We start from the raw sequence: 13,285 nt of genomic DNA, 5'->3' as shown, positions 1-13,285 counted from the left end.
AAGTTCCTAAGGGAACTTTTTCTTGTTATAATAAATAGTTTAAATTTGTGATTTTATTGAAATGATATATGTAGAAACAATATTTTTAAGTTTTTCGTTGTTGTTTAAAACTCATTATATAGTATAATATAATATATAAACAATATATTTACATATAGAAAGAAGGTTTTTTATGACAGATTATATGGATGAGTTTGTAAGAAACACGAATTTTAATCAGAATAAACCGATAAGGGAAATAGTATATGAAGGTTTAAGGAAGACAGTTATAAGTGGTATTATTCCAGTGGGAGAAAGAATTGTAGAGAAAGAATATGCTGAGAGACTAAATATTAGTAGAACACCTGTAAGAGAAGCAATAAGAAGATTAGAAGAAGAAGAGTTGGTTGAAAATATACCACGGGTAGGGGTAGTGGTAAAAAGAATTTCAGAAGAAGATATTATTGAAGTTTATAAAATCAGACAGTCCTTGGAAGTATTAGCAACTATAACTGCCATGGAGCATATAACTAAAGAAGAAATGGACGAATTGGAACAATTACTGGACCTTACAGAACAGAAAAACAAACAAGGTGATGTTAAGGAAGTAATAAGACTGTTTGGAGAATTTAACTCTTTAATATATAAAGCTAGCAGAATGAAAAGATTAGCCAGTATGATTGGTAAATTAAATGATTATATTAAAAAGTTCAGAGATATTTCTATAACTGATGATAAAAGAAGAGAAAAAGCTCTAGGTGAGCATAGGGCTATTTTAAAAGCAATAGAAGAAAAGAATACCAAAGATATTGATAAGCTTATAAAAGAACATCTAGATATTTCACTAGATATTGTTTATTCAACAATGAAAGATGAGGAAGAAAACTTTGATACAAGATAATGAATTTGCCCACTATGTGGCATCGATGGCGCAAAAGGCAATACTTTATGAAGTGAGTGCTACTCCAAAGCCTGGATTAGTTGATCGGTATAACTCAGGATCACATAGGGATATGGACTTTTTTACTTTTATGGCAAGTAGTTCGGCGTTATATAGTGGTTTATATGAATGTGTTCTTGAAGGTATTTACTTTGATGATTCAGATAGTACAAATCTTATGGATAGACTTAGAATTCCAGGGATTAAGTGTGAGAAGTCTATGTTTAAGGCTACAAACGGCATTAATACTCATAAAGGAATAGTGTTTTCATTAGGAGTTCTTTGTGGAGCAGTAGGTAATTTATATAGAAAGCATGGAAAAGAAAAATTTTTTATAGAAGAAGTTTGCAATGAGGTAAAAAGTATTACTAAGGACTTAACAGTTAAGGATTTTAATGGAATTGACAATAAGAGTAATTTGACTCATGGTGAACGTTTATTTAAAGAATATGGATACAAAGGTATACGTGGGGAAGTAGAAAGTGGTTTTGAAACTGTTCAGAAGCAGGCGGTACCAATTATTAGGGAATGGTCTAAAAAAAGACAACTTTCTATTAATGATTTACTCTTACAGGTGCTAATGAGCATTATGACAGAAAGTGAAGATACTAATGTAGTCATTAGAGGCGGAATTGAAAGTCTTATTTATGCTAAAAGTATATCAAAGGACTTTTTAAAGTTTGGTGGAATGTACCAGGCGGATGCAAGAAAAAAATTAGAGATTATGAATACAAGATTTGTTGAAAGGAATATAAGTCCAGGAGGCTCTGCAGATCTTCTTGCAGTAAGTATTTTTCTTGGGTTAATTGAGGGAATCGTAAACTAGATAACATAGAGGTTGGGGATACTTAGGTATCCCTATTTTTACGTCAATAAAAGAACAGGTAAAATATGAGAAAAACATCAAAAGTGCAGGAAAGAACATCAAAAAAACTTGGTCATGTAGGAAGTCTGTCTTATAATTAAATTAAGATAAAAACTCTTAATTTAAATTAGAGGAAAGGAAGTAAGAACTATGATGGATTACGGCCTTAAAGATAGAAGAATATTTTTACAGGACTCAAGTGAGAGAAAGGAAATTGAACTATTTTTAAACAATGAAGGTATAAAGCTAGATAAGAATCTCGACTATACTGTTGGTGTTTATGATTCAAAAGAGTTAGTGGCAACGGGATCATTTTTTAAAAATACTTTAAGATGCTTAGCCGTAAATTCGGAGTACCAAGGATTAGGAGTAACAAACAAGGTAGTTTCACACCTTATGACTGAGCAATATTCTAGAGGTTATACAGATATATTTTTATATACTAAATGCAGTACAGCAAAATTTTTTAACAATACAGGTTTTTATGAAGTTGCTAGAGTAGAAGATGCAGTTGTACTAATGGAAAATAAGTTCAAAGGAATACAAGAATATGCTATGAATTTATCTAAAAAGAGAGTTGATGGTGCTAGGGTAGCTAGTATTGTAATTAATGCAAATCCTTTTACTTTCGGACATCAGTATTTGGTGGAAAAGGTATCAAGTGAAAACGATGTTGTACATGTGTTTGTAGTTTCAGAAGATGCATCTATTGTACCATTTTCAGTTAGATATGAACTTGTTAAAAGAGGTACAAGCCACTTGAAGAATGTTGTTCTTCATAAAGCAGGAAACTATATTATATCTGGTGCCACATTTCCATCATATTTTATCAAAGATGGAAAGGCTGTAGTTAGCACACATGCCAAATTAGATTTACAAATATTTAGAAAGTATATTGGACCTGCTTTAGGGATAAATAGAAGATATGTAGGTGAAGAACCTTATTGTGAAGTTACAAGAAAATATAATGAAATAATGAAATCAACTCTCGAAGAGGAAGGTATAGAATGTAGAGTAGTTCCAAGGCTAGAACTGGAAGGAAAAGCAGTAAGTGCTTCAAGAGTGAGAGCTTATATAAAAGAGGGACAAATAGATAAAATTAAAGAACTAGTTCCAAGCAGCACCTATGAATATTTTAAATCTAGAGCTGCAGCTGGATTAATAGAAAAAATAAAAAATAACACAGGAAGACACTAATAGGAGGTATATTAAATGGAAATTAAAAAAGTCTCAATAGCGGGAACTTTGGAATCAAGCGACATACAGGTAAGAATTGAACCTAGAGAAGAAGCTGGAATAGAGATTGAGTTAAACAGTAGTGTTGAAAAACAATTTGGAAGACAAATAAGAAAGGTTATAAATACTACACTTGAGACTATGGGAGTTGAGAGTGCTAAGGTAATAGCTACAGATAAAGGCGCATTAGATTGCGTAATAAAGGCAAGAGTTGAATGTGCTGCTTTCAGAGCTGCAGGAGTAACTCAGAATTTTGATTGGGAGGTAGTTGGCTAATGGGACGTTTAAGAAGAACTATGATGTTTTTACCAGGTAGCAATGCTAGTATGGTTAAGGAAGCTTATATTTACGGAGCTGACTCATTAATGTTTGATTTAGAGGATGCAGTTGCATTAACTGAAAAGGATTCAGCTAGACTTTTAGTATACAATGCAATAAAAACTGTAGATTATGGAAATACAGAATTAGTTGTAAGAATAAATGGATTAGACTCACCTTATGGAAGGGATGACATAGAAGCAGTTGTAAGAGCTGGTGTTCATGTAATAAGATTGCCAAAAACTGAAACAGCACAAGATGTTCTTGATGTTGAAGCTGTAATTGAAGAAGTAGAAAGAAAAATCGGAAGAGAAGTAGGTTCTACTAAAATGATGGCTGCTGTTGAAAGTGCATTAGGAATTATAAATGCATATGAAATCTGTAAGGCAAGTAAACGTCTTATTGGTGTAGCTATAGGTGCAGAAGATTATGTTACTAACATGAAGACAAAGAGATTTCCTGATGGAATGGAACTTTTAGGTGCAAGAACTCAGCTTATAATAGCAGCAAGAGCAGCAGGCATAGCTTGCTTCGACACTGTATATACTGATGTTGACAATGAAGAAGGCTTTAAAAATGAAGTTAAGTTAATACATCAATTAGGTTTCGATGGTAAATCAGTAATAAATCCAAGACAAATAGCTCCAGTAAATGAAATTTATACACCGACAGAGGCTGAAATAAAGAAATCTATAAATGTTGTAAGAGCAGCTACAGAAGCAGCAGAAAGAGGATTAGGGGTTATCTCTCTTAACGGAAAAATGATCGATAAACCAATTATTGAAAGAGCTGAAAGAGTACTTGAGTTAGCAAAAGCTGCAGGCGTGTATAAGGAGGAAATCTAATATGAAAAACGTTATAGGTAGAGAGATTCCAGATGAAGTTTTACAAGGAAGAAGAATATTCAAAGGTCAATTTGCTCATACTGAAGAAATAGTTAAAGTTGCTCCAAAGATTAAACATGTTAATCCTGGCGAAACTAAACTACTAACTAGTTTAGAAGAAGCAATCCAAAAGACAGGATTAAAAGACGGAATGACAATATCCTTCCATCATCACTTTAGAGAAGGTGACTTCATACTAAATATGGTAATGAATATTATTGCTAAAATGGGAATAAAGAACTTAACAATAGCTGCTAGTTCTTTAGGTAGTGTTCATAAGCCATTAATCGAGCATATTAAAAGTGGTATAGTTACAAACATTACTACAAGTGGTTTAAGAGGTGAATTAGCAGAAGCTATTTCTAACGGTTTAATGGATAACCCGGTAGTTGTTAGATCTCACGGTGGAAGAGCAAGAGCTATAGAAGCAGGAGATATAAAAATAGATGTAGCATTCTTAGGTGCTCCAGCTTCAGATGAATATGGTAATGCAAGTGGAACAAGAGGAAAAGCTAATTGTGGATCTCTAGGTTACGCAAAAATAGATGCTGAGTATGCTGATAAAGTAGTTATAATAACAGATACTTTAGTAGATTTCCCTAATGCTCCAGCAAGTATCGATCAAACTTTTGTTGATTATGTAGTTACAGTTGATGCTATCGGTGATCCAGCTGGTATAGCTTCAGGTGCTACAAGATTTACAAAAAATCCTAAGGAATTATTAATTGCTCAAAATGCAGCTAATTTAATAATAAATTCTCCTTACTTTAAGGACGGCTTCTCATTCCAAACAGGTACAGGTGGATCTACATTAGCTGTTACTAGATTTTTAAGAAATGCTATGATCGAAAATAACTATAAAGCAAGCTTTGCTTTAGGTGGAATTACAAAACCAATGACTGAAATGCATGAAGAAGGACTTATAAAACATATATTTGACGTTCAAGACTTTGACTTAGGTGGAGTAGCTTCAATTGCTAAAAATCCAATGCATCATGAAGTAAGTTCATCTTTCTATGCAAATCCTCATAACAGAGGAGCAATTGTTAACAAGCTTGACGTAGTTGTGCTTTCAGCATTAGAAATAGATGTTGATTTTAACGTTAACGTTATAACTGGTTCTGATGGAGTTGCTAGAGGTGCTTCAGGTGGACACTGTGATACAGCGGCATCTGCTAAATTAGCTATTATAGTTACACCATTAGTTCGTGGAAGAATACCAACTATAGTTGATTCTGTTAACACAGTAATTACACCTGGCGAAAGCATAGACGCTATAGTTACTGAAGCAGGAATCGCTATCAATCCTAAGAGAACTGACTTGATAGAAATATTAAAAGATAGTGGTCTTCCAATAGTTACAGTTGAAGAATTAAGAGATAAGGCTGAGAAGATAGTTGGGGAAGCTGATCCAATCGAATACGATGACAAGGTAGTAGCTCTTGTTGAGTATAGAGATGGAAGTATTATTGATGTGATAAGAAAAGTAAAATAATAGGTTAAAAGTAATAAAAAGGGGTGTTTCAGATGGGTGTATCCTTCAAAGGCGAAGAACAAAATCTGCAAGATATACTGGCCTCAAGAGACCAAAGAGTACAGATTCAACAGTATTTTTTAGAAAGATATAAAAGTTCGCTTATTTCTTATAAGCTTAATATTCCTGGACCTATAAAATATAGTTCTCTCATTAAACATATATTTGATGATGGATTATTAACTGCTAAAAATAAGCTGACAGAAGCTTCTGTTGAAATTATTGATGAAAAGGTGCTTTATAAAAACAGTGGACCAGAATATTTTGCAGCCTTTAAGGGTACAACATCTTTAATTAAAGAAATAACCACAGTAATTGAAGAAACACATCCACTAGGTAGATTGTTTGACTTTGACATTTTAGACTTAGAGGGTAACCAGCTAAGTAGACAACAAATTGGAAGAGAGCCTAGAAAGTGCCTGATGTGTGAAAAGAACGCTTTTGAGTGTGGTAGATCAAGGAATCATAGTGTTGATGAATTGATAGATTATATTGAAAAAATTGCTTTAACTTATTTTAATGGAAAAAGTATATAAAATGCAATAAAAGTTTTGCATTCTGCTGTCACATCTCTCCAAAGCCCAAGTTGAGAGATGTGACAGCAGAATGTAAAAAACTTTCTGAATTCTTTAATAGGATAAAGAAAATAATATTAATGAGCATACAGGTATTAAAATATTTAAGGGAGGTTAAAGTCCTAAATGGACTTTAACGGGTAATTTGTGAGGACAAAGTTCTAAATGAACTTTGTCGGGTAAATTGTGAGCGGAAGCGAACGTGTTAATTTACCCCGTGCCCGAAGGGGAGCGAACGGATTAAATTACCCAGTGCTTCCGACTAAAAGGAGGAATATAGTAGTGAATCCAGTAAAAATTACAGAAACAGCATTAAGAGATGGTCATCAGTCTTTAATTGCTACCAGACTTACAACTGAAGAAATATTGCCTATTCTAGAAAAAATGGACAAGGTTGGATATCATTCAATGGAAGTTTGGGGAGGAGCAACTTTTGATTCATGTCTCCGTTTTTTAAATGAAGATCCATGGGAAAGACTAAGAGAAATACGTAAGGCTGTTAAAAATACTAAGCTTCAAATGCTTTTAAGAGGTCAAAACCTTCTAGGCTATAAGCATTATGCTGATGATGTTGTTGAAGCTTTTATTAAGAAGTCTGTTGAAAATGGAATAGATATAATTAGAGTTTTTGATGCATTAAATGATACTAGAAATATGAAGACTTCTATTAAAGCTATCAAAGAAGCTGGTGCTCACTGTCAGTGCGCAATAAGTTACACAACTAGTAAAGTTCATACAGTAGAATACTTCGTAAAGCTATCAAGGACTATGGAAGAAATGGGAGCAGATTCTATCTGTGTTAAGGATATGGCAGGTATACTAACACCATATTCAGCCTATGAACTTATAAAAAAATTAAAACAAACAGTTAAAATTCCAATACAGCTTCATACTCACTGTACTAGTGGTATTGCTTCAATGACATATTTGAAGGCAGTGGAAGCTGGAGTAGATATAATTGACACAGCTATATCACCTTTCTCAGAGGGAACTTCACAGCCAGCTACAGAATCTACTGTAGTGACACTTGCTGAAGGTAAGCGTGATCCTAAACTAGACATAAATTTACTAAATCAAATAGCAGAATATTTTAAGCCTATAAGAGAAAAATATAGAGAGAATGGAGTACTAAATCCTAAGGTAATGGATGTTGAGCCAAACACTTTAACTTACCAGGTTCCAGGAGGTATGTTATCTAACCTAATGTCTCAACTTAAAGGTCAAGGTGCTTTCGATAAGTATGAAGATGTGCTTAAGGAAATACCAAGAGTAAGAGAAGATTTAGGGTTTCCACCACTTGTTACTCCACTTAGCCAGATGGTAGGTACTCAAGCAGTATTTAACGTTTTAGCTGGCGATAGATATAAGATGGTTCCAAAGGAAATTAAAGAGTATGTGAGAGGTCTTTATGGAGCGCCTCCAGCGCCAATCAACGATGAAGTTAAGAAAAAGATCATTGGCGATGAGGAAGTTGTAACTGTTAGACCAGCAGATTTATTAGAGCCAGAAATAGAAAAATACAAGGCTGAAATTGGTGAATTAGCTACTTCAATGGAAGATGTTTTATCTTACGTTTTATTCCCTCAAGTTGCAAAGAAATTCTTTGAAGATAGATTGAATCCTAAATCACAAGACACCAGTGAAGTAAAAGACAGTAGTGAAAAAGTAAACTATATTACAGTAACTATGTAGTCATTATTAAAGACATAATAGTAAACAATTGTTATAGACTTACGAGAGGAATACCAAGGGGGTGAAACAGAATGGGAAATAGCATAAATCTTTCAGAAACGCTTATTATTGCACTAGGAGCTTTAACTGCAATTTTTGCTGTATTGGTACTATATGCAATATCAATGGTTTCTAAGCTATCTCAGGCAATAACAGAAGGTAAATCAGGAAATAATGTAGAGCAAAATACTGTACAAAACTTTACTAATAGCAACAATATTGTATCTCACAATCCTGTACAGAATTTTAATGATAGTGATGATGAAGAAGATAGATTGGTAGTAGCTTTAGCTGCCTCAATTATGGCTTCTAATGAAAAACCAGACGCTTATTTTCATATATCAAAATTAACTAGAATCAGATAGTTAAAATAATTAATAATTGGAAGGTGTTTAATTACTATGAAAAAATACATGATAAAGTTAAATGGTAAAGTTTATGAAGTAGAAATGGAAGAAGTAACTGGAGAAGCTTCTGCTGCAATTTCAGCAAATCAAGCTGCAGCACCAGCTGCTAGAGAAGCTGCTCCTACAGCAGTAGAAAAAGAAACTCCAGTTGCACCAACTGCACCGGTTGCAGGAGCAGAAACTGTAGAAGCCCCAATGCCAGGAACTATAGTTAGTATAGCTGTAAAAGTTGGAGATCAAGTTAAAAAAGGACAGGTTTTACTTGTATTAGAAGCAATGAAAATGGAAAATGAAATAGTTGCTTCAAGAGATGCTAAAGTTGTTTCAGTAAATGTATCAAAAGGTGATATGGTAAACCCAGGAGATGCTTTAGTTCAAATATCTTAAGATAAAAACAGGGAGGATAACAATAATGGAATTTTTAATTCAAGGTGTTGCTGCGATTACTATAAAGCAGATTGTAATGTGGGCTATTGGAGGATTGCTTATATATTTAGCTATTGTTAAAGACTTTGAACCAGCATTACTACTACCAATGGGATTTGGAGCAATACTTGTTAATATACCTGCATCTGGAGCTGTAACTCAGGTGTTAAACGGAACTCCAGTTGAAGGAATCTTGGATTTCCTATTCGAAAGTGGAATTTCCACAGAAGCATTTCCTTTACTATTATTTATAGGTATAGGAGCGATGATAGATTTCGGACCACTTCTATCAAATCCGTTCATGCTTCTATTCGGAGCAGCAGCTCAGTTCGGAATATTTTTTACTATCTGTGCGGCAGCACTTTTAGGCTTCGAATTAAAGGATGCAGCTTCAATAGGTATCATAGGAGCAGCAGATGGTCCAACTTCAATATTCGTAGCAAACTACTTCCACAGTAATCTTATAGCACCAATTACTGTTGCAGCATACTCATATATGTCACTTGTGCCAGTAATTCAGCCTTTTGCAATAAAATTAGTAACTACTAAGAAGGAAAGAGCAATCAGAATGCCTTACAAGGCAGAGTCTATATCTAAGAAAACAAGAATATTGTTCCCTATCATGGTTACAGTAATCGCAGGACTAATTGCACCAACTTCCGTAGCACTAGTAGGATTCTTAATGTTCGGAAACCTTATTAGAGAATCTGGTGTATTAGAAAGACTATCAAAAACAGCACAAAACGAACTTGTAAATATCATAACTTTATTACTAGGAATTACAATAGCTGCTTCTATGAAAGCAGAACAATTTGTAACAGCAACAACTGCAGTTGTAATTGCACTTGGATTGGTAGCATTTATATTCGATACAATTGGTGGAGTACTATTTGCAAAGTTCTTAAATCTTTTCTTAAAGAAGAAAGTAAACCCAATGGTTGGTGCAGCAGGTATATCTGCATTCCCAATGTCATCTAGAGTAATACAAAAGATGGCAACTGAGGCAGATCCTCAGAACTTTATACTAATGCATGCAGTAGGAGCTAACGTTGCAGGACAGGTAGCTTCAGTTATAGCCGGTGGATTAATAATGAACTTAATTAAGTTCTAAAAAGATAGGGTAGGTGTTATAAATGGATCCTTTAATGACTTTTAAAGAATCACTAAGTGTAATGGCTTCAGGTATGGGCGGAATATTTGTAGTATTGTCAATAATATATGCTTTGATAAAAACTTTAATAAAAGTGTTCCCAGAGAAATAATAAACTAATATGTAGGCTGTAGATAAGTTTTAGATATAAATCTTATCTACAGCTTTTTTATTAATGTAACCTAAAGGTTAATAGGAAATCATATTTATTCAAAATTAAATTTACAAATTTGCTATACTTATAATAGTTGTAAATTGAGTTAATTTAATATATTATTAATAAATATACATTATTGTTTACGGCATGAAGTGAAAACTTGAATCAGATGGAGTTTCAAACTCCACCTGATTCTTAGTTGAACGAATCCAGGGACGTAGCCGCTCTTTACTCCAACTTTGAAGAAGATGGAGTATTAGAGCAGGTAGTCATCGGATAAAAGGAGTGAGAATCATGGAGGGTAAAAATTTAAAAATCGTTGTATCAGGAGATATATGTATAAATTATTTACAATGGATAACAGAACCACAAAATAATAAAGGCCTAAGCTGGCAAACTCATCAAAATGTACATAGTGTTTTAAAATCAGGCGAGTCATTACTTTTGGCAAAGCTTGTAGCATTAGCTACAGACGCAGCTGTATACTCCCCTAAAACAGATGATATAGAAACGAATTTATCAAAAGAATTTCTTTGTTCTATGGCAGAGTTAGATCTTTTTCCTGTATGTGCAGAGGAAAAAAGCAAAGGCAAGGTATATAGGGTAAAACGCTTTTTAGGATTTGCGGGACCATCATTAGGTATTCCTAAATTGCTACCTATAGCAGATGATGTTATTGATGCAAATATAGTTATAATAGATGATGAAAATAATGGCTTTAATTCTAATGAAGAGTTTTGGCCTATGGCTTTAAGATCAACTGAAAAATCTCCAATAGTTTTATATAAAATGAATAATCCAATTGGTTCAAGTGCTCTTTGGAGACAATTAGAGAAATTTCATATTGAAAAAACTATAGTTGTAATAAATGCTGATGACTTACGTTCCAAGGGAGTTAATATAAGTAAAAGTCTCTCATGGGAAAAAACAGCACAGGAGTTCTTATGGCAAATTCATAACAATCCTAATCTTGCATTTCTTGCAAACTGTCATCACCTTATAGTGCCTTTTGGTCTTGAAGGTGCCATCTATTACAAGGATGGAGGTACTAATGAAGCTTATCTATACTTTATACCTTATGAATGTGAGGGTGGTTCCTTTAAAGATACTCTAGGTAAAATGTATGGGCTTACATCTTGTTTTGTTGCCGGTCTTGCACGCAGCATTGCTTGGGAGAGTCATAATGAGGAAGATTTATTTTTGTCAATAGGTGAAGGAATACGTGAGGGAATTGTGGCGGCTCAAAAATATTTCATCAATGGTTTTGGAAAAAGTGTAGAGGAAGTTCAATTTCCTAATCCAGAAATGTTTATTGAAGGAGAAAATGATTTTATACATAAGGAATTAATTCAAGATGTAAAAATACCTAATGTAATTAATGAAGAAAATAATTCTTACTGGTATATTCTTAAGGATAAAAGCTCTACCAACTTAGCGGAAATAGCCTACGATATAGTGAAAAATGGAGTGAAAAATGTACTTAAATCTATACCTATAGCACAGTTTGGAAATTTACAAACTGTAGATAGAACAGAGATTGAAAGCTATAGAAGTATTAAAAATCTTATGTGGGAATATATATCATCTAAAAATACAGTTCGTCCACTTTCCATAGCTGTATTTGGAACCCCAGGGTCAGGAAAGTCTTTTGGGGTATCAGAAATAGCAGATAGTATTGCTCCAGAATTAATTGAAAAGCTAAATTTTAATTTATCCCAGTTTCGAAATCCCTTAGATTTAATTAATGCTTTTCATAAGGTAAGAGATTATTCACTAAAAGGTAAAATTCCACTAATATTTTTTGATGAGTTCGACTCTGCTTTTGAAGGAAAATTGGGATGGCTAAAATACTTCTTAGCACCTATGCAGGATGGCATATTTAGAGAAGGAGATTCTATTCACCCTATAGGAAAAGCTATCTTTGTGTTTGCAGGTGGAACAAATAGTACTTTTAGAGAATTCCTTGGAGAAGATATAAAAGAAGAAAATGAAAAAAAAGAATTTTTAACAGAATTTAAAGGAGCTAAGGGCCCAGATTTTACAAGTAGATTAAGAGGTTATGTAAATATATTAGGCCCAAATCAAACAGATGAGAAGGATCAATTATTTATAATTAGAAGAGCTATGTTGTTACGCTCACTATTGGAGCGTAAAGTGCCTCATCTCATAAATGATAATGGAGAGGCTCAAATCGATAATGGTGTACTAAGAGCACTACTTAAAATCAGAAGATATAAACATGAATCAAGATCAATGGAGGCAATACTGGAAATGAGCATGTTAACTAATGCTAAGATTTGGGAACAATCTGATTTGCCTTCAAAGGAACAGTTGAAATTACACGTAGATGAAGAACAATTCTTACGTCATCTAATGCTTGATGCATTTTATAGTGAAAAAATTGAAAGTCTTGCAATGGCTATTCATGAAAAATATAGAATGCTCAATGAAAATAATAAAAATATGGATATTATAGATTTTATAGTACCGTGGGAAAACCTTAGTGAAGAACTTAAAAACTCTAGTCGAGATCAAGCTAGACATATACCTAATTCTTTACTTAAAATTAATTATGATATTATTTCTGTTAAGGAAAATCCTAAGTTTGTGGAATTTACAGACAAAGAAGTGGAAATCTTAGCAGAAGACGAGCATATACGCTGGTATCGCCATAGGAAAAAGACTGGATGGAAGTATGGAGAGCTTAAAGATAATAAGAAAAAAACTGATCCTGGTCTTATTTACTGGGAAAACCTGCCACAAGAAAAGAAAAATAAAGTATATCAGATGGTTAAGATTTGGCCAGAAATATTAGCAAAGTCTAATTTTAAGCTAGAACGATTAAAGTCCTAGGTGAGTTTGAAGTATTATAAAATTTATATTTTAGAAAAGCATGTAACATGTAAGTAAAATATTGCAAGGTTACATGCTTTATTTTTAGTGCAGTTTTATAATAATACGATATTTATTCAAACGAATTAGAAATATATGCGAAAGATAAAAGTTTAGAATGCAACTATCAATTTTTATTGTGACTCCTACAACAAATAAGCGTTTTATAAATATTATAACAAGCGTTAAAA

Annotated in this window: 13 protein-coding genes; all 13 read left to right on the top strand. The window is 33.3% G+C overall.

The features are described 5' to 3' along the window. Positions 1–172 precede the first annotated feature (172 nt). Entirely contained in the window at positions 173–880 is a 708-nt protein-coding gene (locus CLMAG_RS18260; RefSeq protein ID WP_066625949.1) for a GntR family transcriptional regulator, read from the top strand. Beyond that, the gene (gene citG, locus CLMAG_RS18255; RefSeq protein WP_082831991.1) at positions 867–1,745 is read left to right on the top strand and encodes a triphosphoribosyl-dephospho-CoA synthase CitG; all 879 of its coding nucleotides are present in this window, start codon (positions 867–869) and stop codon (positions 1,743–1,745) included. The genes CLMAG_RS18260 and citG overlap by 14 nt, the downstream gene beginning before the upstream one ends. Before the next feature lie 189 nt (positions 1,746–1,934). Beyond that, entirely contained in the window at positions 1,935–2,981 is a 1,047-nt protein-coding gene (gene citC, locus CLMAG_RS18250) for a [citrate (pro-3S)-lyase] ligase (protein WP_066625946.1), read from the top strand. 15 nt (positions 2,982–2,996) lie between these two features. Further along, positions 2,997–3,296 (top strand): citrate lyase acyl carrier protein, encoded by a 300-nt coding sequence (citD, locus tag CLMAG_RS18245; RefSeq protein WP_066625943.1) that lies wholly within the window; start codon positions 2,997–2,999, stop codon positions 3,294–3,296. Then, on the top strand, positions 3,296–4,183 hold the full coding sequence (citE, locus tag CLMAG_RS18240; protein ID WP_066625940.1) for a citrate (pro-3S)-lyase subunit beta: 888 nt from the start codon (positions 3,296–3,298) through the stop codon (positions 4,181–4,183). The genes citD and citE overlap by 1 nt, the downstream gene beginning before the upstream one ends. A gap of 1 nt (position 4,184) precedes the next feature. Next, the gene (citF, locus tag CLMAG_RS18235) at positions 4,185–5,717 is read left to right on the top strand and encodes a citrate lyase subunit alpha (RefSeq protein WP_066625938.1); all 1,533 of its coding nucleotides are present in this window, start codon (positions 4,185–4,187) and stop codon (positions 5,715–5,717) included. 32 nt (positions 5,718–5,749) lie between these two features. Beyond that, positions 5,750–6,292 carry a citrate lyase holo-[acyl-carrier protein] synthase gene (gene citX / locus CLMAG_RS18230; protein WP_066625936.1) on the top strand — a complete coding sequence of 181 codons (543 nt, stop codon included), beginning with the start codon at positions 5,750–5,752 and terminating at the stop codon, positions 6,290–6,292. Between the two features lie 321 nt (positions 6,293–6,613). After that, on the top strand, positions 6,614–8,023 hold the full coding sequence (locus CLMAG_RS18225; RefSeq protein WP_066625934.1) for an oxaloacetate decarboxylase subunit alpha: 1,410 nt from the start codon (positions 6,614–6,616) through the stop codon (positions 8,021–8,023). Positions 8,024–8,094: 71 nt separating this feature from the next. Then, entirely contained in the window at positions 8,095–8,427 is a 333-nt protein-coding gene (locus CLMAG_RS18220) for a hypothetical protein (protein ID WP_066625925.1), read from the top strand. A 36-nt stretch (positions 8,428–8,463) separates the two neighbouring features. After that, positions 8,464–8,856, top strand: coding sequence for a biotin/lipoyl-containing protein (locus CLMAG_RS18215; RefSeq protein ID WP_066625922.1), 393 nt, complete (start codon positions 8,464–8,466; stop codon positions 8,854–8,856). 25 nt (positions 8,857–8,881) lie between these two features. After that, positions 8,882–10,006 (top strand): sodium ion-translocating decarboxylase subunit beta, encoded by a 1,125-nt coding sequence (locus tag CLMAG_RS18210; protein WP_066625148.1) that lies wholly within the window; start codon positions 8,882–8,884, stop codon positions 10,004–10,006. A gap of 22 nt (positions 10,007–10,028) precedes the next feature. Further along, complete coding sequence (locus CLMAG_RS34410; RefSeq protein ID WP_278330881.1) at positions 10,029–10,157, top strand: OadG-related small transporter subunit; 129 nt, start codon at positions 10,029–10,031, stop codon at positions 10,155–10,157. Between the two features lie 339 nt (positions 10,158–10,496). Beyond that, positions 10,497–13,055: a RyR domain-containing protein gene (locus CLMAG_RS18205; RefSeq protein ID WP_066625919.1), complete on the top strand. Its 2,559-nt coding sequence runs from the start codon at positions 10,497–10,499 to the stop codon at positions 13,053–13,055. Positions 13,056–13,285: the final 230 nt, after the last annotated feature.

It is taken from the genome of Clostridium magnum DSM 2767, from assembly GCF_001623875.1.
GTDB classification, from domain to species: Bacteria; Bacillota; Clostridia; order Clostridiales; family Clostridiaceae; genus Clostridium_AM; species Clostridium_AM magnum.
This window is presented reverse-complemented; position numbering and strand designations above follow the sequence as displayed.